Origin of the sequence: Citrobacter sp. CK189, assembly GCF_030333505.1 — a bacterium.
GTDB classification, from domain to species: domain Bacteria; phylum Pseudomonadota; class Gammaproteobacteria; order Enterobacterales; family Enterobacteriaceae; genus Citrobacter_B; species Citrobacter_B koseri.
In genome coordinates this window covers 59,911-84,745 of sequence record NZ_JAOWFV010000033.1, presented here as the reverse complement: position 1 = coordinate 84,745, position 24,835 = coordinate 59,911, and the positions used below count along the sequence as shown (strand labels likewise).

24 protein-coding genes and 2 tRNA genes are annotated in these 24,835 nt (G+C 53.6%); 20 read left to right on the top strand and 6 right to left on the bottom strand.

The genetic code is table 11. The features are described from left to right. Positions 1 to 2: 2 nt before the first annotated feature. A tRNA-Asp gene (locus OGV83_RS04060) sits at positions 3 to 79 on the top strand. Positions 80 to 87: 8 nt separating this feature from the next. Beyond that, positions 88 to 163: transfer RNA gene (locus OGV83_RS04055), tRNA-Trp, on the top strand. 103 nt (positions 164 to 266) lie between these two features. On the opposite strand, the gene hdfR is transcribed toward OGV83_RS04055, so the two are convergent. Further along, positions 267 to 1,112: an HTH-type transcriptional regulator HdfR gene (hdfR, locus tag OGV83_RS04050; RefSeq protein WP_286463177.1), complete on the bottom strand. Its 846-nt coding sequence runs from the start codon at positions 1,110 to 1,112 to the stop codon at positions 267 to 269. A gap of 106 nt (positions 1,113 to 1,218) precedes the next feature. On the opposite strand from hdfR, the gene maoP reads away from it, so the two are divergent. Then, entirely contained in the window at positions 1,219 to 1,557 is a 339-nt protein-coding gene (maoP, locus tag OGV83_RS04045) for a macrodomain Ori organization protein MaoP (RefSeq protein ID WP_012131115.1), read from the top strand. Between the two features lie 26 nt (positions 1,558 to 1,583). Here the strand turns inward: maoP and OGV83_RS04040 are convergent, their stop codons facing one another. Further along, the gene (locus OGV83_RS04040; RefSeq protein ID WP_286463176.1) at positions 1,584 to 3,104 is read right to left on the bottom strand and encodes a YifB family Mg chelatase-like AAA ATPase; all 1,521 of its coding nucleotides are present in this window, start codon (positions 3,102 to 3,104) and stop codon (positions 1,584 to 1,586) included. A gap of 351 nt (positions 3,105 to 3,455) precedes the next feature. Between OGV83_RS04040 and ilvL the strand changes: the two genes are divergently transcribed. From ilvL to ilvA, 7 genes are all read left to right on the top strand, one after another. Beyond that, positions 3,456 to 3,554 carry an ilv operon leader peptide gene (ilvL, locus tag OGV83_RS04035; RefSeq protein ID WP_001311244.1) on the top strand — a complete coding sequence of 33 codons (99 nt, stop codon included), beginning with the start codon at positions 3,456 to 3,458 and terminating at the stop codon, positions 3,552 to 3,554. Positions 3,555 to 3,640: 86 nt separating this feature from the next. After that, a complete protein-coding gene (gene ilvX / locus OGV83_RS21560) occupies positions 3,641 to 3,691 on the top strand; it encodes a peptide IlvX (RefSeq protein ID WP_202401504.1) in 51 nt (16 codons plus the stop codon). 2 nt (positions 3,692 to 3,693) lie between these two features. Then, positions 3,694 to 5,340, top strand: coding sequence for an acetolactate synthase 2 catalytic subunit (gene ilvG / locus OGV83_RS04030; protein WP_115626141.1), 1,647 nt, complete (start codon positions 3,694 to 3,696; stop codon positions 5,338 to 5,340). Beyond that, positions 5,337 to 5,600 (top strand): acetolactate synthase 2 small subunit, encoded by a 264-nt coding sequence (ilvM, locus tag OGV83_RS04025; RefSeq protein ID WP_012131119.1) that lies wholly within the window; start codon positions 5,337 to 5,339, stop codon positions 5,598 to 5,600. Before ilvG ends, ilvM begins: the two co-directional genes overlap by 4 nt. Before the next feature lie 17 nt (positions 5,601 to 5,617). Next, positions 5,618 to 6,547: a branched-chain-amino-acid transaminase gene (ilvE, locus tag OGV83_RS04020; protein ID WP_012131120.1), complete on the top strand. Its 930-nt coding sequence runs from the start codon at positions 5,618 to 5,620 to the stop codon at positions 6,545 to 6,547. 66 nt (positions 6,548 to 6,613) lie between these two features. Continuing rightward, positions 6,614 to 8,464, top strand: a complete 1,851-nt coding sequence (gene ilvD, locus OGV83_RS04015; RefSeq protein WP_024130091.1) for a dihydroxy-acid dehydratase — start codon at positions 6,614 to 6,616, stop codon at positions 8,462 to 8,464. Between the two features lie 2 nt (positions 8,465 to 8,466). Continuing rightward, the gene (gene ilvA / locus OGV83_RS04010) at positions 8,467 to 10,011 is read left to right on the top strand and encodes a threonine ammonia-lyase, biosynthetic (RefSeq protein ID WP_286463179.1); all 1,545 of its coding nucleotides are present in this window, start codon (positions 8,467 to 8,469) and stop codon (positions 10,009 to 10,011) included. A gap of 92 nt (positions 10,012 to 10,103) precedes the next feature. Here the strand turns inward: ilvA and ilvY are convergent, their stop codons facing one another. Beyond that, positions 10,104 to 10,994, bottom strand: coding sequence for an HTH-type transcriptional activator IlvY (ilvY, locus tag OGV83_RS04005; protein WP_024130093.1), 891 nt, complete (start codon positions 10,992 to 10,994; stop codon positions 10,104 to 10,106). Between the two features lie 165 nt (positions 10,995 to 11,159). Here ilvY and ilvC point away from each other — a divergent pair, with 165 nt between their 5' ends. Next, entirely contained in the window at positions 11,160 to 12,635 is a 1,476-nt protein-coding gene (gene ilvC, locus OGV83_RS04000; protein ID WP_012131124.1) for a ketol-acid reductoisomerase, read from the top strand. Positions 12,636 to 12,756: 121 nt separating this feature from the next. Here ilvC and ppiC read toward each other — a convergent pair whose 3' ends face one another. Beyond that, complete coding sequence (ppiC, locus tag OGV83_RS03995) at positions 12,757 to 13,038, bottom strand: peptidylprolyl isomerase PpiC (RefSeq protein ID WP_001140251.1); 282 nt, start codon at positions 13,036 to 13,038, stop codon at positions 12,757 to 12,759. Positions 13,039 to 13,232: 194 nt separating this feature from the next. Here ppiC and OGV83_RS03990 point away from each other — a divergent pair, with 194 nt between their 5' ends. The 4 genes from OGV83_RS03990 to rep all read left to right on the top strand — a co-directional run bounded on the left by OGV83_RS03990 (position 13,233) and on the right by rep (position 17,555). Further along, positions 13,233 to 13,934: a Crp/Fnr family transcriptional regulator gene (locus OGV83_RS03990; protein WP_024130094.1), complete on the top strand. Its 702-nt coding sequence runs from the start codon at positions 13,233 to 13,235 to the stop codon at positions 13,932 to 13,934. Positions 13,935 to 13,962: 28 nt separating this feature from the next. Next, positions 13,963 to 14,706, top strand: coding sequence for a nucleoside phosphorylase (locus OGV83_RS03985; RefSeq protein WP_286463175.1), 744 nt, complete (start codon positions 13,963 to 13,965; stop codon positions 14,704 to 14,706). Beyond that, the gene (pnuC, locus tag OGV83_RS03980) at positions 14,706 to 15,434 is read left to right on the top strand and encodes a nicotinamide riboside transporter PnuC (protein ID WP_047460031.1); all 729 of its coding nucleotides are present in this window, start codon (positions 14,706 to 14,708) and stop codon (positions 15,432 to 15,434) included. Before OGV83_RS03985 ends, pnuC begins: the two co-directional genes overlap by 1 nt. Positions 15,435 to 15,533: 99 nt before the next feature. After that, positions 15,534 to 17,555, top strand: a complete 2,022-nt coding sequence (rep, locus tag OGV83_RS03975; protein WP_047460028.1) for a DNA helicase Rep — start codon at positions 15,534 to 15,536, stop codon at positions 17,553 to 17,555. Between the two features lie 47 nt (positions 17,556 to 17,602). On the opposite strand, the gene gppA is transcribed toward rep, so the two are convergent. Then, positions 17,603 to 19,087 carry a guanosine-5'-triphosphate,3'-diphosphate diphosphatase gene (gene gppA / locus OGV83_RS03970; protein ID WP_012131131.1) on the bottom strand — a complete coding sequence of 495 codons (1,485 nt, stop codon included), beginning with the start codon at positions 19,085 to 19,087 and terminating at the stop codon, positions 17,603 to 17,605. 8 nt (positions 19,088 to 19,095) lie between these two features. Beyond that, entirely contained in the window at positions 19,096 to 20,361 is a 1,266-nt protein-coding gene (gene rhlB, locus OGV83_RS03965) for an ATP-dependent RNA helicase RhlB (protein WP_012131132.1), read from the bottom strand. Positions 20,362 to 20,504: 143 nt separating this feature from the next. Here rhlB and trxA point away from each other — a divergent pair, with 143 nt between their 5' ends. From trxA to wzzE, 5 genes are all read left to right on the top strand, one after another. Beyond that, positions 20,505 to 20,834: a thioredoxin TrxA gene (gene trxA, locus OGV83_RS03960; protein ID WP_001280776.1), complete on the top strand. Its 330-nt coding sequence runs from the start codon at positions 20,505 to 20,507 to the stop codon at positions 20,832 to 20,834. A gap of 169 nt (positions 20,835 to 21,003) precedes the next feature. Continuing rightward, positions 21,004 to 21,096 carry a rho operon leader peptide gene (locus OGV83_RS03955; protein WP_223849128.1) on the top strand — a complete coding sequence of 31 codons (93 nt, stop codon included), beginning with the start codon at positions 21,004 to 21,006 and terminating at the stop codon, positions 21,094 to 21,096. A 78-nt stretch (positions 21,097 to 21,174) separates the two neighbouring features. Next, the gene (gene rho, locus OGV83_RS03950) at positions 21,175 to 22,434 is read left to right on the top strand and encodes a transcription termination factor Rho (protein WP_002437993.1); all 1,260 of its coding nucleotides are present in this window, start codon (positions 21,175 to 21,177) and stop codon (positions 22,432 to 22,434) included. Positions 22,435 to 22,663: 229 nt separating this feature from the next. Next, a complete protein-coding gene (wecA, locus tag OGV83_RS03945; protein ID WP_024130098.1) occupies positions 22,664 to 23,767 on the top strand; it encodes a UDP-N-acetylglucosamine--undecaprenyl-phosphate N-acetylglucosaminephosphotransferase in 1,104 nt (367 codons plus the stop codon). Between the two features lie 12 nt (positions 23,768 to 23,779). Next, the gene (gene wzzE, locus OGV83_RS03940; protein WP_049009048.1) at positions 23,780 to 24,826 is read left to right on the top strand and encodes an ECA polysaccharide chain length modulation protein; all 1,047 of its coding nucleotides are present in this window, start codon (positions 23,780 to 23,782) and stop codon (positions 24,824 to 24,826) included. The last annotated feature ends 9 nt before the right edge of the window (positions 24,827 to 24,835 follow it).

Genomic DNA, 24,835 nt, shown 5'->3' with positions numbered 1-24,835 from the left:
GTGGAGCGGTAGTTCAGTTGGTTAGAATACCTGCCTGTCACGCAGGGGGTCGCGGGTTCGAGTCCCGTCCGTTCCGCCACCCTAATTAGGGGCGTAGTTCAATTGGTAGAGCACCGGTCTCCAAAACCGGGTGTTGGGAGTTCGAGTCTCTCCGCCCCTGCCAGAAAATTATCCTTAGCATTTGCTAAGGATTTTTTTTGCCTGAAAAACGGCCCCCGGCATATCCATTCAACTCCTTTCCCGGCATCCTTGCCATTGCTGTCCCTTTAATCTTCCAGGACGTTTGTTTTTAACAGATCGCGGATCAACGTATGTTTATCGCTATTTTGTAGCCATATTGCATATAACGGGCGTGAAAGCGTAGCGCTGTCGGCAACGGTATGAAGCCCGCCTTTTTCTTTGGCCCAGCCAACAGGAAGCCAACTGCATCCATTAAGAGCAGACAGTTGCTGTTTCGCCAGTTCAGCTGAACTGGTGGTAAGAACGGGAACCTCATCGCTCGCAATCAAACCCACTTCATGCTGTTGAAAATCAGGTCCCCACTCAAGGCGCAGATAATTTAATTCATCTTTCATCTGTGATGGGCTGCTGCAATACAATGCGAGTGTGAAATGTCCCAGCAATTGGCTGCTAAACTCATCCATTTTTGGCGCTTCGGTGGTAATGAGCAGATCAAGCTGACGTTCATGGAGTTGCTTTACTAACGACTGGCGTTGAGCGATCCTGGCTTCAAATTGCAGACTGGCTTGCGGCTCCAGAGACTGATATAAGCGTGCCAGCCAGCCATTGAGCATGCACTCCCACAGAGAAGCGCTGGCACCGATAGAAAACTCATTATGCCGCGACGTATGCGCCACTTCCTTACGTGCTGCCTGCCACGTATTCATCAGCGTTTCTGCATAGGGTAGTAGCTTTTCACCTGCTGCGGTTAAGCGGATATTGTTTCTGTGCCGGGTGAACAGGTTCACACCAAGCTGATTTTCCAGTTGTCTTATCCGAAAACTGACCGCCGATTGGGTCAGGTAGAGCGCTTCTGCCGCTCGTCCAAAGTGGCGTGTCCGGCTAACTTCCAGGAAAGTTTTTAACAATTCCGTATCCACAACGCTCTCCACAAAATTATTTGTCGTAATGATTTAAATCTTTTGTTTTACACTCTGTCAAGCGTAACTAATACTCCGCGCCATAAATAGCTCGGCCAAAGAATTAGGAGCGTGCAGGATGGCGGAAAGCTTTACGACGACTAATCGATATTTCGACAACAAATATTATCCACGCGGATTCTCTCGTCATGGTGATTTCACCATCAAAGAGGCACAACTGCTTGAACGTCATGGTTATGCCTTCAATGAGCTGGATCTGGGGAAACGTGAGCCAGTAACCGAAGAAGAGAGACTGTTTGTCGCGGTATGCCGTGGCGAACGTGAGCCGGTGACAGAAGCAGAACGCGTCTGGTCTAAATATATGACGCGTATTAAGCGTCCAAAACGTTTCCACACTCTGTCTGGCGGTAAACCGCAGATGGAAGGTGCGGAAGACTACACCGAATCTGACGATTAATAAAAAAAGGGCGAAATGCCCTTTTTTTACGTCAGTAGTTTTTGTAAATGAATCAGTAGTCTGTCTATTGCCCGATAGCCCACAGCCTCCTGCAAATGCAGGCGCGTAATATTCTCCGTTTGTTCCAGATCGGCAATGGTACGGGCAACCTTCAGTAAGCGCTGCCAGGCTCGTATAGACAATCCCAGATGTATCAGCGTCTCCTCCAGCCAGTGCGCATCATCACTGTGTAGAGAGCAGTACTTTCGTATACCCTGGCTGTCCAGATGGGCGTTTAGCTTCCCCTGTCGTTCGTACTGGCGTTTCCGTGCGGATATCACCCGTACTTTCACTGTAGCGCTGTCCTCGCTTTTCACCGCTGCCTGGCTGAGTATACCGGGCGGTGGCAGGGGAATTTCGAGCGAGAGATCGAATCGATCGAGAAAGGGGCCGGATAAACGGCTGAGGTAGCGCAACGTCTGTTCCGGGCTACAGCGATTATGGTTCCCCTGATAGTGACCGGTCGGGCTGGGATTCATCGCTGCAATCAGTTGGAAGCGCGCAGGATAGGTGATCTTTGCCCGGGTGCGCGAAAGGTGTATCTGACCAGACTCAATAGGTTCACGCAGCGCATCCAGCGTGCGTCGCTCAAACTCAGGCAGTTCATCCAGAAACAAAATACCGTTGTGCGCCAGCGATATTTCTCCTGGCGCGGGTATTGAACCTCCCCCTACCATTGCCGTTAATGACGCGCTGTGATGAGGCGAGCGGAAAGGACGTCGTTTCCACTGCCTTTGTACCGTATCAGCGTTCACCAGGCTGAGAATCGCCGCGCTTTCCAGCGCTTCTTTGTCGCTTAATGATGGCAGTAGCCCATTAATGCGGCTGGCCAGCATGGTTTTTCCCGTACCTGGCGGGCCTATCAGCAGCAGGTTGTGCCCTCCTGCGGCCGTGATTTCCAGGCCTCGTTTCCCCTGTTCCTGACCGATAACATCACTGAGATCGTCATGCAGTAAACAGGCGTCAGAATCGGTAGAGACTGGTTTCTCAAGATCACGTTTCCCTTCCAGAAATGCGCATACCGTTTGCAGATGATCTGCAATCAGGCATCCCTCCCCGCTGATTAGCCCAACTTCCGCCGTATTCTCTTTTGCAACAATGATATGTCTGCCTGCCCGAATCGCCTCGGTTGCACTGGATATCGCGCCTGGAACGCCACGTAACGCACCTGTAAGGGCCAGTTCGCCCACCAGTTCATATTCATTAAGCTTATTTGTTGTAAGTTGCTCTGACGCCGCCAGAAGCGCAATTGCGATAGGTAAATCATATCTTCCGCCCTCTTTGGGTAAATCTGCCGGGGCCAGATTAATGGTGATTTTCTTCGCCGGAAATTCATACCCGCTATTGATGATTGCGCTGCGAACCCGATCCCGGGCCTCCTTTACCGTCGTTTCAGGTAGCCCAACCATTGTTAAACCCGGCAGGCCATTACTGATATGCACCTCGATGGTTATTGGCGGCGCATTAACGCCAAGTGCGGCGCGTGTGTGAACAATCGACAGTGACATAACTCCTCCCGTTGAGAGAATTATGCTGCATTAAAAACCAGAAATATCCTGCACGATTGTTAATTTTCGGCGCATATTCCGGTAATTTTATCGCGTTTTCAAAATATGCTTTGCTGTTCGGAAGCTTGCTCGCAAAAAATCACAGATGCGAAAAAAAGATGGGGGTTGCTGTTGTTTATGAGGCAAAAAGTGAAAATTTTTCATTTCCTGTTTTTTGTATAAAAAACAATGATTTTTTGCTAAACCGTTAGCTGCGTCAGAAAAATGAAAATAAAAATATCTTGTGCTATTGGCGAAAGCTATGGTAACTCTTTAGGCATTCCTTCGAACAAGATGCAAGAATAGACAAAAATGACAGCCCTTCTACGAGTGATTAGCCTGGTCGTGATTAGCGTGGTGGTGATTATTATCCCACCGTGCGGGGCTGCACTTGGACGAGGAAAGGCTTAGAAATCAAGCCTTAACGAACTAAGACCCCCGCACCGAAAGGTCCGGGGGTTTTTTTTGACCTTAAAAACATAAACGAGGAGCAGATAATGACTAATAGCATAAAATTCTGTTTCTCCAGATTTACGGCGGGGATGTAACTATGAATGGGGCACAGTGGGTGGTACATGCTTTGCGAGCACAGGGTGTTGAAACCGTTTTTGGTTATCCCGGTGGCGCAATTATGCCGGTTTACGATGCGTTGTATGACGGCGGCGTGGAACATCTGTTGTGTCGTCACGAGCAGGGCGCGGCGATGGCGGCAATCGGCTATGCGCGTTCAACGGGCAAAACGGGCGTCTGTATCGCCACGTCTGGCCCTGGCGCTACCAATTTGATCACCGGTCTGGCTGACGCACTGTTAGATTCCGTGCCGGTTGTGGCCATCACGGGTCAGGTTTCCGCTCCGTTCATCGGAACGGACGCTTTTCAGGAGGTTGATGTGCTGGGGCTGTCGTTGGCATGTACTAAGCACAGCTTCCTCGTGCAGTCACTGGAAGAGCTGCCGCGCATCATGGCTGAGGCTTTCCGGGTTGCTAACTCGGGTCGTCCTGGCCCTGTTCTGGTTGATATCCCCAAAGATATCCAGTTAGCCAATGGTTCACTGGAGCCGTATTTCACCACCGTTGAAAACGAAACGGCTTTCCCGCACGCGGATGTTGAGCAGGCGCGTCGGATGATGGCGCAGGCGCAAAAACCGATGCTGTACGTGGGCGGCGGCGTAGGCATGGCGCAGGCCGTACCCGCGCTGCGCGAATTTATCGCTGCGACGCAAATGCCGGTGACCTGCACGTTAAAAGGCCTGGGCGCGGTGGATGCCGACTATCCGTATTATCTCGGTATGTTGGGGATGCATGGCACTAAAGCGGCAAACTTTGCGGTGCAGGAGTGCGATCTGCTGATTGCCGTAGGGGCACGTTTTGATGACCGGGTGACGGGCAAGCTGAATACCTTTGCGCCGAACGCCAGCGTGATCCACATGGATATCGATCCGGCGGAAATGAACAAACTGCGTCAGGCGCATGTCGCGTTGCAGGGCGATCTGAACGCATTATTGCCCGCGTTACAGCAACCGTTAAATATTGACGCCTGGCGTCAGCACAATGCTGAACTGCGTACTGAGCACGCCTGGCGTTACGATCATCCCGGTGAAGCCATCTATGCGCCGCTGCTGTTAAAACAGCTGTCGGAACGTAAACCCGCAGACAGCGTGGTGACGACGGATGTGGGCCAGCATCAGATGTGGTCTGCGCAGCATATGACGTACACTCGCCCGGAGAATTTCATCACCTCCAGCGGCTTAGGTACGATGGGTTTTGGCCTGCCTGCGGCGGTTGGCGCGCAGGTTGCGAGGCCGAATGATACCGTTATCTGTATCTCCGGTGACGGCTCTTTCATGATGAATGTACAAGAGTTGGGCACCGTAAAACGCAAGCAGTTGCCGTTGAAGATTGTCTTACTCGATAACCAGCGGTTAGGCATGGTTCGACAATGGCAACAACTGTTTTTCCAGGAACGATATAGCGAAACCACCCTTACCGATAACCCCGATTTCCTCATGTTAGCCAGCGCCTTCGGCATTCCTGGCCAACACATCACCCGTAAAGACCAGGTTGAAGCGGCGCTCGACACCATGCTGAACAGTGATGGGCCATACCTGCTTCATGTCTCAATCGACGAACTTGAGAATGTCTGGCCCCTGGTGCCGCCTGGCGCCAGTAACTCAGAAATGCTGGAGAAATTATCATGATGCAACATCAGGTCAATGTGGCAGCTCGCTTCAACCCGGAAACGTTAGAACGTGTTTTACGCGTGGTTCGCCACCGTGGTTTTCAGGTGTGCTCCATGAATATGGAAGCCGCCACCGATGCGCAAAATATAAATATCGAATTGACCGTTGCCAGCCCCCGGTCGGTCGACTTACTGTTTAGTCAGTTAAGTAAACTGGTAGATGTTGCACATGTTGCTATCTGCCAGAGCACAACCACATCACAACAAATCCGCGCCTGAGCGCAAAAGGAAGAAAAATGACGACGAAAAAAGCTGATTACATCTGGTTCAATGGTGAGATGATTCGTTGGGAAGATGCGAAGGTTCATGTGATGTCCCACGCACTGCACTACGGTACTTCCGTGTTTGAAGGGATCCGTTGCTACGACTCTCACAAAGGTCCAGTGGTGTTCCGCCATCGTGAACACATGCAGCGTTTGCATGATTCAGCCAAAATCTATCGTTTTCCCGTCTCCCAGAGCGTTGATGAGCTGATGGAAGCCTGCCGCGACGTTATCCGTAAAAACAACCTGACCAGCGCGTATATTCGTCCGCTGGTGTTTGTGGGCGATGTGGGGATGGGCGTTAACCCGCCTCCGGGATACAGCACTGACGTCATCATCGCGGCGTTCCCATGGGGCGCATACCTGGGCGCAGAAGCGCTGGATCAGGGGATCGATGCGATGGTTTCTTCCTGGAACCGCGCAGCGCCAAACACCATTCCGACAGCGGCAAAAGCGGGCGGTAACTACCTTTCTTCACTGCTGGTAGGGAGTGAAGCGCGTCGTCATGGCTACCAGGAAGGTATCGCGTTGGATGTGAATGGTTATATTTCCGAAGGCGCAGGCGAAAACCTGTTTGAAGTGAAAGATGGCGTGTTGTTTACCCCGCCGTTTACCTCCTCCGCGCTGCCAGGTATTACCCGTGATGCGATCATTAAGCTGGCGAAAGAGCTGGATATCGAAGTGCGTGAGCAGGTGCTGTCTCGCGAATCTCTGTATCTGGCGGACGAAGTGTTTATGTCCGGTACTGCGGCAGAGATCACACCGGTTCGCAGCGTGGACGGTATCCAGGTAGGCGAGGGCCGCTGCGGTCCGGTCACCAAACGTATTCAGCAAGCATTCTTTGGCCTCTTCACCGGTGAAACCGAAGATAAATGGGGCTGGTTGGATCAGGTAAATCCATAAATTAAAAATAAATGGGACGGCACGCACCGTCCCATTTAACAGACAGACACTGGGAGTAAATTACGCATGCCTAAGTATCGTTCCGCCACAACCACACATGGTCGCAATATGGCGGGTGCCCGCGCGCTGTGGCGCGCCACCGGGATGACCGATGCCGATTTTGGCAAACCGATCATCGCCGTCGTGAACTCATTCACCCAGTTTGTGCCGGGTCACGTTCATCTGCGCGATCTCGGTAAGCTGGTCGCCGAACAGATTGAAGCCGCTGGCGGCGTCGCCAAAGAGTTCAACACCATTGCCGTGGATGATGGAATCGCTATGGGTCACGGGGGCATGCTGTATTCACTGCCGTCTCGCGAACTGATCGCCGACTCGGTGGAGTACATGGTGAACGCCCACTGTGCGGATGCGATGGTCTGTATCTCCAACTGCGACAAAATCACCCCAGGGATGCTGATGGCCTCGCTGCGCCTGAACATTCCGGTAATTTTTGTCTCCGGCGGCCCGATGGAAGCCGGGAAAACCAAACTTTCCGATCAGATCATCAAGCTCGATCTGGTTGATGCGATGATTCAGGGCGCGGACCCGAAAGTTTCTGACGATCAGAGCAATCAGGTCGAACGCTCCGCCTGCCCGACCTGTGGGTCGTGTTCCGGGATGTTCACCGCTAACTCAATGAACTGCCTGACGGAAGCGCTGGGCCTGTCGCAGCCGGGCAACGGCTCGTTGCTGGCAACCCACGCCGATCGCAAGCAGCTGTTCCTCAATGCCGGTAAGCGCATTGTTGAGCTGACTAAACGTTACTACGAGCAGGACGACGCTTCCGCACTGCCGCGTAATATCGCCAGTAAAGCGGCGTTTGAAAACGCCATGACGCTGGATATCGCTATGGGCGGTTCGACCAACACCGTTTTACACCTGCTGGCGGCGGCGCAGGAAGCGGAAATCGACTTCACCATGAGTGATATCGACAAGCTTTCCCGCAAGGTTCCACAGTTGTGTAAAGTCGCGCCAAGTACGCAGAAATACCACATGGAAGACGTCCACCGCGCAGGCGGCGTGCTGGGTATTCTGGGCGAGCTGGATCGCGCCGGGCTGATGAATCGCGATGTAAAAAACGTGCTGGGTCTGACGCTGCCGCAAACGCTGGAGCAGTACGACGTTATGGTCAGCCAGAATGAAGCGGTAAAACAGATGTTCCGTGCAGGCCCGGCGGGTATCCGCACGACGCAGGCGTTCTCGCAGGATTGCCGCTGGGATTCGCTGGATACCGACCGCGCCGAAGGCTGCATTCGCTCGCTGGAACATGCCTACAGCAAAGATGGCGGTCTGGCGGTGCTCTACGGTAACTTTGCTGAAAACGGCTGTATCGTAAAAACCGCAGGCGTGGATGACAGCATCCTGAAATTTACCGGCCCGGCGAAAGTCTATGAAAGCCAGGACGATGCGGTTGAGGCGATTCTTGGCGGTAAGGTGGTTGCCGGTGATGTGGTGGTTATTCGCTACGAAGGGCCGAAGGGTGGTCCTGGTATGCAGGAAATGCTCTACCCGACCACCTTCCTGAAATCGATGGGGCTGGGTAAAGCCTGTGCGCTGATCACCGATGGCCGTTTCTCCGGCGGCACGTCTGGCCTCTCTATCGGTCACGTCTCACCGGAAGCGGCCAGCGGCGGTAATATTGCCATCATCGAAGATGGCGACATGATTGCTATTGATATTCCAAACCGTGGTATTCAACTGCAACTGAGCGATGCGGAAATCGCCGCGCGTCGCGAAGCGCAGGAAGCCCGTGGTGATAAAGCCTGGACGCCGAAAGATCGTCAGCGTCCGGTCTCCTTTGCGCTGCGTGCTTATGCCAGCCTGGCGACCAGCGCCGATAAAGGCGCGGTACGCGATAAATCGAAGCTGGGAGGTTGATGATGGCCGAGTCGCAACCCCTGTCAGCCGCCCCGGAAGGGGCGGAGTACCTGCGTGCGGTACTCCGCGCGCCGGTATATGAAGCAGCACAGGTGACGCCGCTGCAAAAAATGGAAAAACTTTCTTCGCGCCTCGACAACGTTATTCTCGTGAAGCGTGAAGACAGGCAGCCTGTACACAGCTTCAAGCTGCGCGGAGCCTACGCGATGATGGCGGGGCTCACCGAAGAACAAAAAGCCCACGGCGTTATCACCGCATCGGCGGGTAACCATGCTCAGGGCGTGGCGTTCTCCTCCGCGCGTTTGGGCGTAAAAGCATTGATTGTGATGCCGCTGGCGACCGCCGATATCAAAGTGGACGCGGTGCGCGGGTTTGGCGGGGAAGTGCTGCTGCACGGCGCGAACTTTGATGAAGCGAAAGCAAAAGCTATCGAGCTGGCGCAACAGCAGGGCTTTACCTGGGTTCCGCCGTTCGATCATCCGATGGTGATTGCCGGGCAGGGCACGCTGGCGCTGGAACTGCTCCAACAGGATGCGCATCTCGACCGCGTATTCGTGCCGGTTGGCGGCGGTGGACTGGCGGCAGGCGTGGCGGTGCTCATCAAACAGCTGATGCCGCAAATCAAAGTGATCGCCGTTGAAGCGGAAGATTCGGCCTGCCTGAAAGCGGCGCTGGATGCCGGTCATCCGGTGGATCTCCCGCGTGTGGGACTGTTTGCCGAAGGCGTGGCGGTTAAACGTATCGGCGATGAAACCTTCCGTCTGTGCCAGGAATATCTCGACGACATTATCACCGTCGACAGCGATGCGATTTGCGCAGCGATGAAAGATCTGTTCGAGGATGTGCGTGCGGTGGCGGAACCTTCCGGTGCGCTGGCGCTGGCGGGGATGAAAAAATACATCGCCCAACACAATATTCGCGGCGAACGCCTGGCGCATGTGCTTTCTGGCGCGAATGTGAACTTTCATGGTCTGCGCTATGTGTCTGAACGCTGCGAGCTGGGTGAACAGCGCGAAGCGCTGCTGGCGGTGACTATCCCGGAAGAGAAAGGCAGCTTCCTGACGTTTTGTCAGCTGCTGGGCGGCCGTTCCGTTACCGAATTTAACTACCGTTTTGCCGACGCTCAAGATGCCTGCATTTTTGTCGGCGTCCGTCTGAGCCGTGGACTGGAAGAGCGCAAAGAGATTCTCGCGCTGCTGCATGAAGGCGGCTACAGCGTGGTGGATCTCTCCGACGACGAAATGGCGAAACTGCATGTGCGCTATATGGTTGGCGGACGCCCATCGAAACCGTTGCAGGAACGTCTGTACAGTTTCGAATTTCCAGAGTCGCCCGGCGCGCTGCTGAAGTTTCTGCACACGCTGGGAACGCACTGGAATATTTCGCTGTTCCACTATCGCAGCCACGGTACCGACTATGGTCGTGTGCTGGCGGCGTTCGAACTGGGCGAAAACGAGCCAGATTTCGAAACCCGGCTGAATGAGCTGGGCTACGAGTGCCACAACGAAACCCACAACCCGGCGTTCCGCTTTTTCCTTGCGGGTTAGGGTGTTCGGGAAAATGCCTGATGGCGCTGCGCTTATCAGGTCTACGTTCTTTTGAGCCGTAGGCCGGATAAGGCGCTTGCGCCGCCATCCGGCTAGTGGTTGGGCAGAATGTTCCAGAACGCATCAATAAGCGGCTCATGCAGCCGCTTTTTTTGTGCGCAAACGCCCAGCTCAAACGGCGTTTTCTCGTCGCTGCGCTCCAGGATCATCACGCGGTTACGCACGGGTTCAGGGCTATTTTCCAATACCACTTCCGGCAGCAGTGCCACGCCGCAGCCGAGCGCGACCATCGACACCATCGCTTCATGTCCACCGACCGTTGCGTATATCGACGGATTGCTGATTTTCTGACGGCGGAACCACAGCTCAATACGGCGACGCACCGGGCCTTGATCGGCCATGATAAACGGCACCGTTGACCAGTCGGGTTTATCCACTGAGACCTGATTTCGCACCGGGCAAGGCAATGCGGGAGCTATCAGCACCACCGCCAGATTCTCCAGCATTGAAAACGCGACCGCGCCGGGCAGGGTTTCCGGTTTACCAGCAATCGCCAGATCCGCCTCGCCCGTCACCACTTTTTCCATCGCATCGGCGGCATCGCCGGTGGTGAGTTTGATTTCCACAGAGGGATGCTCCGCCCGGAAACGGTCAAGAATGGGCGGCAGATGGCTATAAGCGGCAGTGACCGAGCAGAAGATATGCAGCTCGCCCGACAGCGACGGGCCTTGTTGGTCGATGGTGTGGCGTAACTGCTGATACTGCAACAGCGTTTGCTGGGCGAACGTTCGCAGCTCTTCTCCCGCTTCGGTGAGCGTAACGGTACGGTTATCGCGAATGAACAGCGGCTGACCGAGATCCTCTTCGAGGCGTTGAATCTGCCGGGAGAGCGTGGAAGGGCTAACGTGCATTGCCCGCGCGCTGCGGCCAAAATGGCGACTTTCCGCCAGATGCAGGAAGGTTTTCAGATCGCGTAAATCCACTGGCTTTACTCCCGATGTCTACGTTGCAGAAATTGCAATGTGATGTTGTGAATATATCAATTTCCGCAATAAATTTCCTGTCATATAGTGAGTTCATTCTCTCTTGCACAGACACGGCAAGCGAACCGAACAATAAGCACGACACAACATCACGGAGTTACAGATATGGCTAACTACTTTAATACACTGAATCTGCGCCAGCAGTTGGCGCAACTGGGTAAATGTCGCTTTATGGGCCGCGATGAATTTGCCGATGGCGCGAGCTACCTTCAGGGTAAAAAAGTGGTCATCGTCGGCTGTGGCGCTCAGGGGCTGAACCAGGGCCTGAACATGCGTGACTCCGGTCTGGATATCGCCTACGCCCTGCGTAAAGAGGCGATTGCCGAGAAACGTGCTTCCTGGCGTAAAGCGACCGAAAACGGCTTCAAAGTGGGGACTTACGAAGAGCTGATCCCGCAGGCTGATCTGGTGGTTAACCTGACGCCGGACAAACAGCACTCCGACGTGGTGCGTTCCGTACAACCTCTGATGAAAGACGGCGCGGCGCTGGGTTACTCCCACGGTTTCAACATCGTGGAAGTGGGCGAGCAGATCCGCAAAGATATCACCGTGGTGATGGTGGCGCCGAAGTGCCCGGGTACTGAAGTCCGTGAAGAGTACAAACGTGGTTTCGGTGTACCGACGCTGATCGCCGTTCACCCGGAAAACGATCCGAAAGGCGAAGGGATGGCGATTGCCAAAGCATGGGCGGCGGCAACTGGCGGTCATCGTGCGGGTGTGCTGGAGTCCTCCTTCGTGGCGGAAGTGAAATCTGACCTGATGGGCGAGCAGACCATCCTGTGCGGTATGCTGCAAGCGGGTTCTCTGCTGTGCTTCGATAAGCTGGTGGAAGAAGGTACTGACCCGGCATATGCGGAAAAACTGATTCAGTACGGCTGGGAAACTATCACCGAAGCGCTGAAGCAGGGCGGCATTACGCTGATGATGGATCGTCTGTCCAATCCGGCAAAACTGCGTGCTTATGCGCTGTCTGAACAGCTGAAAACCATCATGGCGCCGCTGTTCCAGAAACACATGGACGACATCATCTCCGGTGAATTCTCCTCCGGTATGATGGCGGACTGGGCGAACGACGATAAGAAACTGCTGACCTGGCGTGAAGAGACCGGTAAAACCGCATTCGAAACCGCGCCGCAGTATGAAGGTAAAATCGGTGAGCAGGAGTACTTCGATAAAGGCGTACTGATGATCGCGATGGTGAAAGCGGGCGTTGAGCTGGCATTCGAAACCATGGTGGATTCCGGCATCATCGAAGAGTCTGCGTACTATGAGTCACTGCACGAACTGCCGCTGATCGCCAACACCATCGCCCGTAAGCGTCTGTATGAAATGAACGTGGTTATCTCTGACACCGCCGAGTACGGCAACTACCTGTTCTCTTACGCTTGCGTACCGTTGCTGAAAGCGTTCATGACTGAAATTCAACCGGGCGATCTGGGTAAAGCGATTGCTGAAGGCGCGGTTGACAACGCACAGCTGCGTGATGTGAACGAAGCGATTCGTGGCCACGCTATTGAGAAAGTGGGCCAGAAACTGCGTGGCTATATGACTGATATGAAACGCATTGCGGTAGCTGGTTAAACAGGTTGTCGGGTGGCGCTAACGCTTACCCGACCTACAAAAAGCCATTATTTCGTAGGCCGGGTAAGCGTTAGCGCCATCCGGCAAAAAAGCCCGGTGTTTATACTCACCGGGCTTTTTATTAGTTGCGATACAGCACCTTAATGATGTGGTATCCGAACTGGGTGTGCAGTGGGCCGGTTGGCTCCAGCACCGGGCAGGAGAAGACCACTTTGTCGAACGCCGGAACCATCTGGCCCTGACGAAACTCACCTAAGTCACCGCCTCTTTTGCCTGACGGGCAGATAGAGTGCTTTTTCGCCAGTTTGCCAAAGTCGGCGCCATTCTTGATTTGTTCCAGAAGATCCAGCGCCAGCTTCTCTTCTTTTACCAGGATATGCAGTGCTGCTGCGGTTTTCGCCATTATTTCGCTCTCATGTCTCAAAGGTTGCCCGCCACTTTATCATTCCTTAGGGCGTCGGACATATACTCTTCGCCATCGCAGGACAGATGTCCCGCCGGGTTTAATGAACCGGGAGATGAACGACACTTTTATCAGACATATTCCCTCTGCAACAGGACAGCCGTCCTGTCTTTCCATCTCAGGAGAGAGATAACATGAGCTCAATGAAAAACGCAGAATTTTCAGGTGACTGGCTGACAGGGCTAACCCAAATCGTACGCGATCCGCAGCTGTATGAGCTGCTCAAATATTGCCCTCTGGACATCATGCAGCGCTGGCGCGTTGAGGAAATACCTCGCGGAGCGCTGATTTGCCGTCAGGGCGACATTTGTCGGCAATTCTCGCTGATTGTTTCCGGTGAGGTGGATGTCTTTTACGAAGCTGAAGACGGGCGCCGTTATCGGCAGGCACATTACCGCAAAGGCGACATGCTGGGCGAGCTGGAGATTTTTGAGTCGCGGCATTACATCTGTTCGGTGATGGCGGTTGGCAGCGTTCAGTTGTTAAGCCTGCCGCAGGCGGATTTTCATCGCTGGCTGGCGCTGGATAACCATTTTAACCAGCGGATGCTGCGCTTTTTCAGCCAGCAATATTATCAGTTGTCGAAAAAGGCCAGCAGCGACAATTTGTACTCGCTGTATCAACGGGTTTGCCAGGCATTATGGCAGCGATATCAACATGATGAATCGACCACGATTTTGCTGGATAAACAAAATCTCAGTCAGGAATTTGCGGCGACGACGCGCAGTATCAACCGTATTTTGCACGATCTGAAATCGCTGAAAATTATTGATACCGACGGTGAGCGGATCGTCTTATTAGCCCCTGAAAAACTGAAACAGGAGGCGGAGATCTGAGTCCCTCAGCACAGTAAGGAGACAGAAGATGCAACCCCATATTCGATTAAGCAATAGCATGACCGGTGCGCGGTATGCGCTATTGCCCGGCGATCCCGAGCGGGTGGACAGGGTCGCCCACTTTCTTGATAACCCTGAGATACTGGGGCAAAACCGGGAATTTCGGGCGGCGCGCGGCACATATAAAGGGATTGAGATTCTGGTGCTGTCGACGGGAATCGGCGGGCCATCAACGGCCATTGCCATTGAAGAGTTACGGCAGATTGGCGTGGACACGCTGATTCGCATCGGTAGCTGTGGGGCATTGCAGGATACGCTGGCGCTGGGTGATCTGATTATCGCCAACGGTGCGGTCGCCGATGACGGCACCAGCAAAACCTACGCGCCAGCCTGCTATCCGGCCTGCGCAGACCCGCAGCTTATCGCCACGTTGATCCAGCAGGCGAAGCAGATGAACATTCCTGCGATTTGCGGGCTGGTGCGCAGCCACGACAGCTTTTATACCGATCGTGAAGCTGAACTGGATGCGGAATGGTCAGCGCGCGGCATTCTCGGGGCGGATATGGAAACGGCGGCGCTGATGGTGGTCGGCGCATTACGTGGGCTGCGTACGGCGTCGTTGCTGAACGTGGTCGTTGCCCACAACGGCTGTCTGGACAGCAGTATTAATGATTATGTTCAACAGGAAACGCTGTGCCTGCGGGGTGAAGAACGTCAGATTTCCCTGGCGCTACAGGCCATTTATTTCGATAGCCAGCAAGGAGAGCAATGATGGACTTTTTCAGTATTAACAATGTGATGGTCAACATTCCTCTCGGCGAAGGCGGGTATGCGCTGTCGTGGATTGAGGCTATCGGCACGGTCTTTGGTTTATTGTGCATCTGGTGCGCCAGCCGGGAAAAAATCATCAATTACCTGTTTGGTCTGATTAACGTCACCCTGTTTGCCGCGATCTTTTTCCAGATTCAGCTATATGCCAGCCTGCTGCTTCAGGTGTTCTTCTTTGCCGCCAATATCTATGGCTGGTATGCGTGGAGCCGTCAGAATGAGGCGCAAGAGGCGGCGCTGAAGGTGCGCTGGCTCTCCCGCCAGCAAACGCTGGTGCTGAGTGGTGTGTGTATTGTCGCCATCCTGCTGATGACGCGGTTTATCGACCCGGTGTTCGCCATGCTGACCCATATTATGCTCGGGATGCTGCAAACGGTAGGAGTTCAGGTGGCGATGCCAGAGCTACAGCCGGACGCGTTCCCGTTCTGGGATTCCACCATGCTGGTGCTGTCGATCGCGGCGATGGTGCTGATGACTCGCAAATATGTGGAAAACTGGCTGCTGTGGGTGCTTATTGACGTCATTAGCGTGGTGATTTACGCGGTACAGGGCGTCTATGCGATGTCGCTGGAGTATGTCCTGCTAACGGCGATTGCGATTATGGGATCGTACAGCTGGGTCCTGAGCGCAAAACGCAACGGCTATACGCCGCTTGCCGCCAGCGCCTCCTGATTAACGCTTTTTAGGCTGTCTGAAAGGGCAGCCTGTTACTCCCTCGGCCCTGCTTTCTGCTACAATCCTTCCCCCGTTCGAAGATTGAGCAATATTCCCATGCGTTTAAACCCCGGCCAACAACACGCTGTCGAATTCGTCACCGGCCCCTGCCTGGTGCTGGCGGGCGCGGGTTCTGGTAAGACTCGCGTTATTACCAATAAAATCGCCCATCTGATTCGTGGTTGCGGCTATCAGGCGCGCCATATTGCGGCAGTGACCTTTACCAATAAAGCGGCGCGTGAAATGAAAGAGCGTGTCGGGCAAACGCTGGGGCGTAAAGAGGCGCGCGGGCTGATGATCTCCACTTTCCATACGCTGGGGCTGGATATCATCAAACGTGAATATGCGGCGTTGGGGATGAAATCGAACTTTTCGCTGTTTGACGATACCGATCAGGTCGCATTGCTGAAAGAGCTAACTGACGGTCTGATTGAAGATGACAAAGTTATCTTGCAACAGCTGATCTCGACGATCTCTAACTGGAAAAACGATCTGATGACGCCCGCTCAGGCGGCGGCAAGCGCAAAAGGGGAGCGCGACCGTATCTTCGCTCACTGTTATGGTCTGTACGATGCACATCTGAAGGCCTGCAATGTGCTCGATTTTGATGACCTGATTCTATTGCCGACGCTGCTGCTACAGCGTAATGAAGAGGTGCGTGAGCGCTGGCAGAACAGGATTCGCTATCTGCTGGTGGATGAATACCAGGATACCAACACCAGTCAGTATGAACTGGTGAAGCTGCTGGTAGGAAGCCGCGCGCGCTTTACGGTGGTGGGTGATGATGACCAGTCGATCTACTCCTGGCGCGGCGCGCGTCCGCAAAACCTGGTGTTGTTGAGTAAGGATTTCCCGGCGCTACAGGTGATCAAGCTGGAGCAGAACTATCGTTCCTCCGGGCGCATTCTGAAAGCGGCGAATATCCTGATTGCCAATAACCCTCACGTCTTTGAAAAACGCCTCTTTTCTGAACTGGGCTATGGCGCGGAACTCAAGGTGCTGAGCGCGAACAATGAAGAGCACGAGGCCGAACGCGTTACCGGCGAGCTGATTGCCCATCACTTTGTGAATAAGACTGAATACAAAGATTACGCCATTCTGTATCGCGGGAACCACCAGTCGCGGGTGTTTGAAAAATTCCTTATGCAGAACCGTATTCCCTACAAAATTTCTGGCGGCACGTCGTTCTTCTCCCGCCCGGAGATTAAAGACCTGCTGGCCTATCTGCGCGTACTGACCAACCCGGATGATGACAGCGCTTTCCTGCGGATTGTGAATACGCCAAAACGAGAAATCGGCCCGGCCACGCTGCAAAAGCTGGGCGAATGGGCGATGGCGCGCAACAAGAGTCTGTTTACCGCCAGTTTTGATGTGGGGCTGAACCAGACGCTGACCGGGCGCGGCTATGATTCACTGACCCGCTTCACCCATTGGCTGGGGGAAATTCAGCGTCTGGCGGAGCGTGAGCCGATTGCCGCCGTGCGCGATCTCATCCACGGTATTGATTACGAATCCTGGTTGTATGAGACTTCGCCGAGCCCAAAAGCGGCGGAAATGCGCATGAAGAACGTCAACCAGCTGTTTAGCTGGATGACCGAAATGCTTGAAGGTAATGAACTTGACGAACCCATGACGCTCACCCAGGTGGTGACGCGCTTTACGCTGCGCGACATGATGGAGCGTGGCGAAAGTGAAGAAGAGTTGGATCAGGTACAGCTCATGACGCTGCATGCCTCGAAAGGGCTGGAGTTCCCGTACGTGTTTATGGTGGGAATGGAAGAAGGATTCCTGCCGCACCAGAGCAGCATTGACGAAGACAATATCGATGAGGAGCGCCGTCTGGCCTATGTGGGGATCACCCGCGCGCAGAAAGAGCTGATCTTCACGCTGTGCAAAGAGCGTCGTCAGTACGGCGAACTGGTGCGCCCGGAACCAAGCCGCTTTTTGCTGGAACTGCCGCAGGACGATCTTATCTGGGAGCAGGAGCGTAAAGTGGTAACGGCTGAGGAGCGGATGCAGAAAGGGCAGGCCAGCATAGCCAATATCCGCGCCATGATGGCGAAAGCAAAAGCGAAGTAGGTATTTTCCAGGCCGGATAAGCGTAAGCGCCATCCGGCAGCCAGCATCTAATGAACGTCCAAAGGCCAGTGGACATAGCTTTGCCACTGGCTTTCCTGATCGATCAACTCTTTACCCAGCGGGTGATGCTCCAGCCACCCTTGCGGCAAGGTTAACGTCAGATTCTCATCCTGCGCCTGCAACGTAATCTGTGGCACCAGATCGTCACGGCGACGGCTGGCAAAAATGATCGCCAGACGCAACAGGCGACAAAGATGTTCAGCGACGCGCGGCGGCACCGCATTCTGCTGGTGGAGGGAAGAGAGGTCGATCGGGTTGGTCTGATTTAACAACAGGGTGGCTAACAGCTTCTTTTGCGCGGGGGTGAATCCCGGTAAATCCAGATTACGCACCAGATAAGCCGCGTGCTGCGGCGCCTGTTTAAAATCAACGCTCAGGCCGATTTCATGCAGCTGACAGGCACTGGTCAGGAGTTCGCGACTGATCGGCTCAAGATGCCACTTATCTTCCACCTGATCGAGAAAGTTTACCGCCAGATCCGCTACGCGATGCGCCTGTTCGGTATCGACCATAAACCGACGCTGAATGTTACGCAGCGTGCGGCTGCGAATATCCTGATCCACCGCCAGATGCAGCATGCCATACACCAACCCTTCGCGCAGCGCTCCGCCCGCAAGCGTCATACACTGGATGTCCAGTTCGGTGAAAATCGCGATCAGAATGGCCAGGCCGCTGGGGAATACCAGCGCGCGTTCCAGCGTTAACCCTTCAATTTCCAGCTCTTCCAGACGGCCGCAATGAATTGCGCGTTGCTTCAGCTGTTGAAGTTTCGCCAATGTGATGCGCTCATCCATGCCCTGCGCCATCATGATTTCCTGCAACGCCTGGACGGTGCCAGACGCGCCTACGCAGACTTTCCAGCCATGCTTGCGTAGCTCATCGGCGACCGGACGCAGCACTTCACGCGCGGCTTTTTCCGCTTCATCGAAGTTTTCTTGCGCCAGATTGCGATCGGTAAAGTAGCGTTCAAGCCAGGTGACGCAGCCCATTGACAGGCTAAACAAAGAGGTGGTTTGTGCGCCGGTTCCGGTGACCAGTTCGGTGCTGGCGCCGCCAATATCGACCACCAGACGCTGATCGGCGCCGCCGGTGGTATGGGCAACACCCTGATAAATCAGCCGCGCTTCTTCTTCGCCGCTAATGACCTGGACAGGGCAACCGAGGATCTCCTGCGCTTTGGCGATAAACTCGCCCGCATTGACGGCGAGACGCAGCGTTGCCGTGGCGACGACGCAGATTTGCGGTTGAGGAATATCCTGTAGGCGTTCAGCGAAAAGGCGCAGACATTGCCAGCCGCGCTCCATCGCTTCAGCGGAAAGCGAATTATCACTGTTCAGGCCCGCAGCCAGACGCACCTTGCGCTTAATTCGCGTGAGCGTCTGGATGCTTCCAGCCACCTCGCGTACAACCAGCATATGAAAACTATTGGAACCGAGATCAATTGCGGCATACAGCGAAGTGGAAGTGAGCATATATTACGTTAACCTGAACGACGACGATTACGCGGCGCGCCGGTGCGACGCGGTCCATTGCCTGGGCGCGAGCGCGTCAGGCGCAACGGCTTCGGCAAATTGGTCATCAGCGCTTCCGGGTTATATTTGCTGACCGGGATAGAGTGACCAATATAAGCCTCAATGGCAGGCAGGTTCAGCGCGTACTCTTCACAGGCCAGGCTGATAGAGTGACCGCTCGCTCCTGCGCGACCCGTACGTCCGATACGGTGAACGTAGTCTTCGCAGTCATCCGGCAGGTCATAGTTAAAGACGTGCGTTACGGCCGGAATGTGCAGACCGCGCGCGGCAACGTCGGTTGCGACGAGGATATCGAGATCGCCACGGGTAAACTCGTCGAGAATACGCAGACGTTTTTTCTGCGCAACGTCGCCGGTCAACAGGCCGACACGATGACCGTCAGCTGCCAGATGCCCCCAGATGTCTTCGCAGCGGTGCTTGGTATTGGCGAAAACAATGGCGCGATCCGGCCACTCTTCTTCGATCAGCGTTTGCAGCAAACGCATCTTCTCTTCGTTAGAAGGGTAGAAGAGCTCTTCTTTAATACGGTGGCCTGTCTTTTGTTCCGGTTCCACTTCAACATATTCGGCGTTGTTCATCTGCTCGAACGCCAGTTCGCGAACACGGTAAGAGAGGGTTGCGGAGAACAGCATGTTCAGACGCTGATTGGCCGGCGGCATGCGGCGGAACAGCCAGCGGATGTCTTTAATAAAGCCCAGATCGTACATGCGATCGGCTTCATCCAATACGACGACCTGAATGGCGCCGAGGTTAATGTGGTTTTGTTTCGCGTAGTCGATCAGACGACCCGTAGTGCCGATCAGAATATCGACGCCGCTTTCCAGCACTTTCAGCTGTTTGTCGTAGCCGTCACCGCCGTAGGCCAGGCCTAATTTCAGGCCGGTGGTCTGCGCCAGCGGTTCCGCATCGGCGTGGATCTGCACGGCCAACTCACGCGTCGGCGCCATAATTAAGGCGCGCGGCTGGTTCACCTTGCGATCGTCAATCGCGGGATGAGAGAGAAGATAATGAAACGAAGACGTCAGGAACGCCATCGTTTTTCCGGTTCCGGTTTGCGCCTGCCCTGCGACATCACGACCCGCCAGCGTTAGCGGGAGGGCCAATGCCTGAATGGGCGTACAATTATGAAACCCTTTGTTTTCAAGGGCTTCTATCACCTTTGGGTGCAGGGCGAAGTCGGAAAACTTCTGTTCTGTTAAATGTGTTTTGCTCATAGTGTGGTAGAATATCAGCTTACTATTGCTTTACGAAAGCGTATCCGGTGAAATAAAGTCAACCTTTAGTTGGTTAATGCGACATCAACACGTCGTTGATGAAGGCGAAACCAACACACCAGGCTTATTCCTGTGGAGTTATTATGAGCGATAAAATTATTCACCTGACTGACGACAGTTTTGACACGGATGTACTCAAAGCGGACGGGGCTATCCTCGTTGATTTCTGGGCAGAGTGGTGCGGACCGTGCAAAATGATCGCCCCGATTCTGGATGAAATCGCTGACGAATATCAGGGCAAATTGACGGTTGCTAAACTGAACATCGACCAAAACCCAGGCACCGCGCCGAAGTATGGTATCCGTGGCATCCCGACCCTGCTGTTGTTCAAAAACGGTGAAGTCGCAGCAACCAAAGTGGGCGCACTGTCCAAAGGTCAGCTGAAAGAGTTCCTCGACGCCAACCTGGCGTAAGACGGAAGTTTCATGTTCGGGTGACCAGCATCCTAAATTATTCGGATGACTGGACGCCCGGCTTGAGTCGTGCTAACTTAGTGTTGACTTCGTATTAAACATACCTTATTAAGTTTGAGTCTTGTTTTTTCCAACGCTTCCCGTTTTTTCTCGCGCGAGAAGTGAACAGATTCCTGGCTTGTCACTCAATCCGTCTTGTCGTTTCAGTTCTGTGTACTTTCCTGTGACCAGACAGCGAACAGACATGAGTTGGTGGCCGTAAACAGGCATGGATGATCCTGCCATACCATTCACAACATTAAGTTCGAGATTTACCCCAAGTTTAAGAACTCACACCATTATGAATCTTACCGAATTAAAGAATACGCCGGTTTCTGAGCTGATCACTCTCGGCGAAAATATGGGGCTGGAAAACCTGGCTCGTATGCGCAAGCAGGACATTATTTTTGCCATCCTGAAGCAGCACGCAAAGAGTGGCGAAGATATCTTTGGTGACGGTGTGCTGGAGATATTGCAGGATGGATTTGGTTTCCTCCGCTCTGCAGACAGCTCCTACCTCGCCGGTCCTGATGACATCTACGTTTCTCCCAGCCAAATCCGCCGTTTCAACCTCCGCACTGGTGACACCATTTCTGGTAAGATTCGCCCGCCAAAAGAAGGCGAACGTTACTTTGCGCTGTTGAAAGTTAACGAAGTTAACTACGACAAACCTGAAAACGCCCGTAATAAAATCCTCTTTGAGAACTTAACGCCGCTGCACGCGAACTCACGTCTGCGTATGGAACGTGGTAACGGTTCTACTGAAGATTTAACGGCTCGCGTACTGGATCTGGCTTCCCCGATTGGCCGTGGTCAGCGTGGTCTGATCGTCGCACCGCCGAAAGCGGGTAAAACTATGCTGTTGCAGAACATCGCGCAGAGCATTGCTTACAACCATCCTGACTGCGTACTGATGGTGCTGCTGATCGACGAACGTCCAGAAGAAGTGACCGAAATGCAGCGTCTGGTAAAAGGTGAAGTGGTTGCTTCCACCTTCGACGAACCGGCATCCCGTCACGTTCAGGTTGCTGAAATGGTAATCGAGAAGGCGAAGCGTCTGGTTGAACACAAAAAAGACGTCATCATTCTGCTCGATTCCATCACTCGTCTGGCTCGCGCCTACAACACCGTGGTTCCGGCTTCCGGTAAAGTCCTGACCGGTGGTGTGGACGCCAACGCCCTGCACCGTCCGAAGCGTTTCTTCGGCGCGGCGCGTAACGTGGAAGAGGGCGGCAGCCTGACCATTATCGCAACGGCGCTGATCGACACCGGTTCTAAGATGGATGAAGTGATCTACGAAGAGTTTAAAGGCACCGGTAACATGGAGCTGCACCTCTCCCGTAAGATCGCTGAAAAACGCGTCTTCCCGGCTATCGACTACAACCGTTCCGGTACGCGTAAAGAAGAGCTGCTCACCACTCAGGAAGAGCTACAGAAAATGTGGATCCTGCGCAAAATCATCCATCCGATGGGTGAAATCGACGCGATGGAATTCCTCATTAACAAGCTGGCAATGACCAAGACCAACGACGACTTCTTTGACATGATGAAGCGCTCGTAAGTCCGGCTGATACCGAAAACGCCACGTTTTTACGTGGCGTTTTTCTTTTGCGATTTATCTGATCTGTTAGTCAAATAAACAAGTCATCATCACATTCATTATGTGGAATTGCTGTGGGCTGTATAAACTACGAGTGGTCGAAAGTGTAATGTTCTGAATGCTCTCTTCTAGAGACAGACGTAACGCATTATACTTTAAGGAAATGATATATGCTGAGAGCACATACACTGTGAATTTACTCGCTGCTTTATCTGAGCTAATCAGTATTTTTTTATTCACAACCATTTTTATTTTTCTTGCGCGAAAAGTAGCCATCAAGATAGGTTTAGTGGATAAACCCAATTTTCGTAAACGGCACCAGGGGGTGGTTCCTTTGGTTGGCGGGATTTCTGTGTTCGCAGGAATCAGCTTTATGTTTGCTCTCTCGGATTACTATATTCCGCACGCATCGTTATACCTTTTTTCTGCTGGTGTGCTGGTTTTGGTCGGCGCATTGGATGATCGTTTTGACATTAGCGTGAAAATTCGCGCTGTGGTACAGGCCGCTATTGCTGTTGTCATGATGGTGATAGGGAAACTCCATCTCAGTAGCCTGGGGTATATTTTCGGTCCCTGGGAATTGGTGCTCGGCCCCTTTGGCTATTTCCTCACGCTCTTTGCCGTCTGGGCGGCGATCAATGCTTTCAATATGGTTGATGGTATTGATGGCTTACTTGGCGGGCTGTCCAGCGTCTCATTTGCCGCAATGGGGCTGATTCTGTGGTTTGATGGGCAGACGAGTCTGGCGGTATGGTGTTTCGCCATGATCGCCGCGATTCTGCCCTATATCATGTTAAACCTTGGTGTTCTGGGGCGTCGTTATAAAGTCTTTATGGGCGATGCGGGCAGTACGCTGATTGGCTTCACGGTTATCTGGATCCTGCTGGAAACCACGCAGGGTAAAACGCATCCTATCAGCCCGGTTACTGCGCTGTGGATTATTGCGATTCCATTAATGGACATGGTGGCGATTATGTATCGTCGCCTGCGTAAGGGCATGAGCCCCTTTTCTCCCGATCGCCAGCATATTCATCATTTGATCATGCGTGCAGGGTTTACTTCCCGACAGGCATTTGTTCTCATTACGCTCGCCGCTGCGATTCTGGCTTCCATTGGCGTTGCCGCAGAATATTCCCATTTTGTTCCAGAATGGGTCATGTTGGTGCTCTTTTTGCTAGCATTCTTCCTTTACGGTTACTGCATTAAGCGTGCCTGGAAGGTGGCGCGATTTATTAAGCGCGTGAAGCGCAGACTACGCAGAAACCGTGATAACAATCCAACGATAACCAAGTAAATTGAGGATGCGATGACACAACCATTACCGGGGGCACACGCCGTGAGCGCTGAAAATGAACTGGATATTCGTGGGTTGTTTCGTACCTTGTGGGCTGGGAAGCTATGGATTGTGGGAACAGGGCTGGCTTTTGCGCTGATTGCGTTAGCGTATACGTTTTTTGCCCGTCAGGAGTGGAGCGCAACGGCGATTTCCGACCGCCCCACCGTCAATATGCTGGGCGGCTATTACTCCCAACAGCAGTTTTTGCGCAACCTTGATATCAAAGCCAGCCTCGCGCCGGCCGATCAGCCTTCGGTAATGGATGAAGCGTATAAAGAGTTCGTCATGCAACTGGCGTCCTGGGATACGCGTCGCGATTTCTGGCTACAGACCGATTATTACAAGCAGCGCATGGTCGGCAACAGCAAAGCCGATGCCGCGATGCTGGATGAAATGATCAATAACATTCAGTTCACGCCAGGCGATTTCACTCGCAACACCAATGATAGCGTGAAGCTGATTGCGGAAACGGCGCCCGATGCCAACAACCTGCTTCGCCAGTATGTGGCGTTTGCCAGCCAGCGTGCGGCGAGCCATCTGAATGATGAGTTAAAAGGCGCATGGGCCGCGCGGACTATCCAGATGAAAGCGCAGGTTAAACGCCAGGAAGAGGTGGCAAAAAGCATTTTCTCTCGTCGTGTTCATAGCATTGAACAGGCGCTCAAAATTGCCGAGCAGCATAATATTTCTCGTACGGCTACCGATGTTCCTGCCGATGAATTACCCGACTCTGAGCTGTTTTTGCTTGGCCGCCCTATGCTACAAGCGCGTCTTGAAAACCTTCAGGCTGTCGGTCCGGCATTCGATCTGGACTATGATCAAAACCGGGCCATGTTGAACACGCTGAACGTGGGGCCGACGCTGGACCCGCGTTTCCAGACCTATCGTTATTTGCGCACGCCGGAAGAACCGGTAAAACGCGATAGCCCGCGCCGTGCTTTCCTGATGGTTATGTGGGGCATTGTTGGGGCGCTGATCGGGGCTGGCGTCGCATTAACCCGCCGTCGAGCGATTTAGCAACATCTC

Bases quoted from the DNA above. Each gene is read 5' to 3' on its own strand.
- gppA (WP_012131131.1), bottom strand. From the start codon at position 19,087: ATGCTCACTTCCACTTCGCTGTATGCCGCAATTGATCTCGGTTCCAAT.
- OGV83_RS03990 (WP_024130094.1), top strand. From the start codon at position 13,233: ATGAGCTCAATGAAAAACGCAGAATTTTCAGGTGACTGGCTGACAGGG.
- ilvE (WP_012131120.1), top strand. From the start codon at position 5,618: ATGACGACGAAAAAAGCTGATTACATCTGGTTCAATGGTGAGATGATT.
- rhlB (WP_012131132.1), bottom strand. From the start codon at position 20,361: ATGAGCAAAACACATTTAACAGAACAGAAGTTTTCCGACTTCGCCCTG.
- ilvC (WP_012131124.1), top strand. From the start codon at position 11,160: ATGGCTAACTACTTTAATACACTGAATCTGCGCCAGCAGTTGGCGCAA.
- maoP (WP_012131115.1), top strand. From the start codon at position 1,219: ATGGCGGAAAGCTTTACGACGACTAATCGATATTTCGACAACAAATAT.
- ilvM (WP_012131119.1), top strand. From the start codon at position 5,337: ATGATGCAACATCAGGTCAATGTGGCAGCTCGCTTCAACCCGGAAACG.
- ilvA (WP_286463179.1), top strand. From the start codon at position 8,467: ATGGCCGAGTCGCAACCCCTGTCAGCCGCCCCGGAAGGGGCGGAGTAC.
- wzzE (WP_049009048.1), top strand. From the start codon at position 23,780: ATGACACAACCATTACCGGGGGCACACGCCGTGAGCGCTGAAAATGAA.
- OGV83_RS04040 (WP_286463176.1), bottom strand. From the start codon at position 3,104: ATGTCACTGTCGATTGTTCACACACGCGCCGCACTTGGCGTTAATGCG.
- ppiC (WP_001140251.1), bottom strand. From the start codon at position 13,038: ATGGCGAAAACCGCAGCAGCACTGCATATCCTGGTAAAAGAAGAGAAG.
- rep (WP_047460028.1), top strand. From the start codon at position 15,534: ATGCGTTTAAACCCCGGCCAACAACACGCTGTCGAATTCGTCACCGGC.
- ilvG (WP_115626141.1), top strand. From the start codon at position 3,694: ATGAATGGGGCACAGTGGGTGGTACATGCTTTGCGAGCACAGGGTGTT.
- pnuC (WP_047460031.1), top strand. From the start codon at position 14,706: ATGGACTTTTTCAGTATTAACAATGTGATGGTCAACATTCCTCTCGGC.
- OGV83_RS03985 (WP_286463175.1), top strand. From the start codon at position 13,963: ATGCAACCCCATATTCGATTAAGCAATAGCATGACCGGTGCGCGGTAT.
- rho (WP_002437993.1), top strand. From the start codon at position 21,175: ATGAATCTTACCGAATTAAAGAATACGCCGGTTTCTGAGCTGATCACT.
- ilvD (WP_024130091.1), top strand. From the start codon at position 6,614: ATGCCTAAGTATCGTTCCGCCACAACCACACATGGTCGCAATATGGCG.
- trxA (WP_001280776.1), top strand. From the start codon at position 20,505: ATGAGCGATAAAATTATTCACCTGACTGACGACAGTTTTGACACGGAT.
- ilvL (WP_001311244.1), top strand. From the start codon at position 3,456: ATGACAGCCCTTCTACGAGTGATTAGCCTGGTCGTGATTAGCGTGGTG.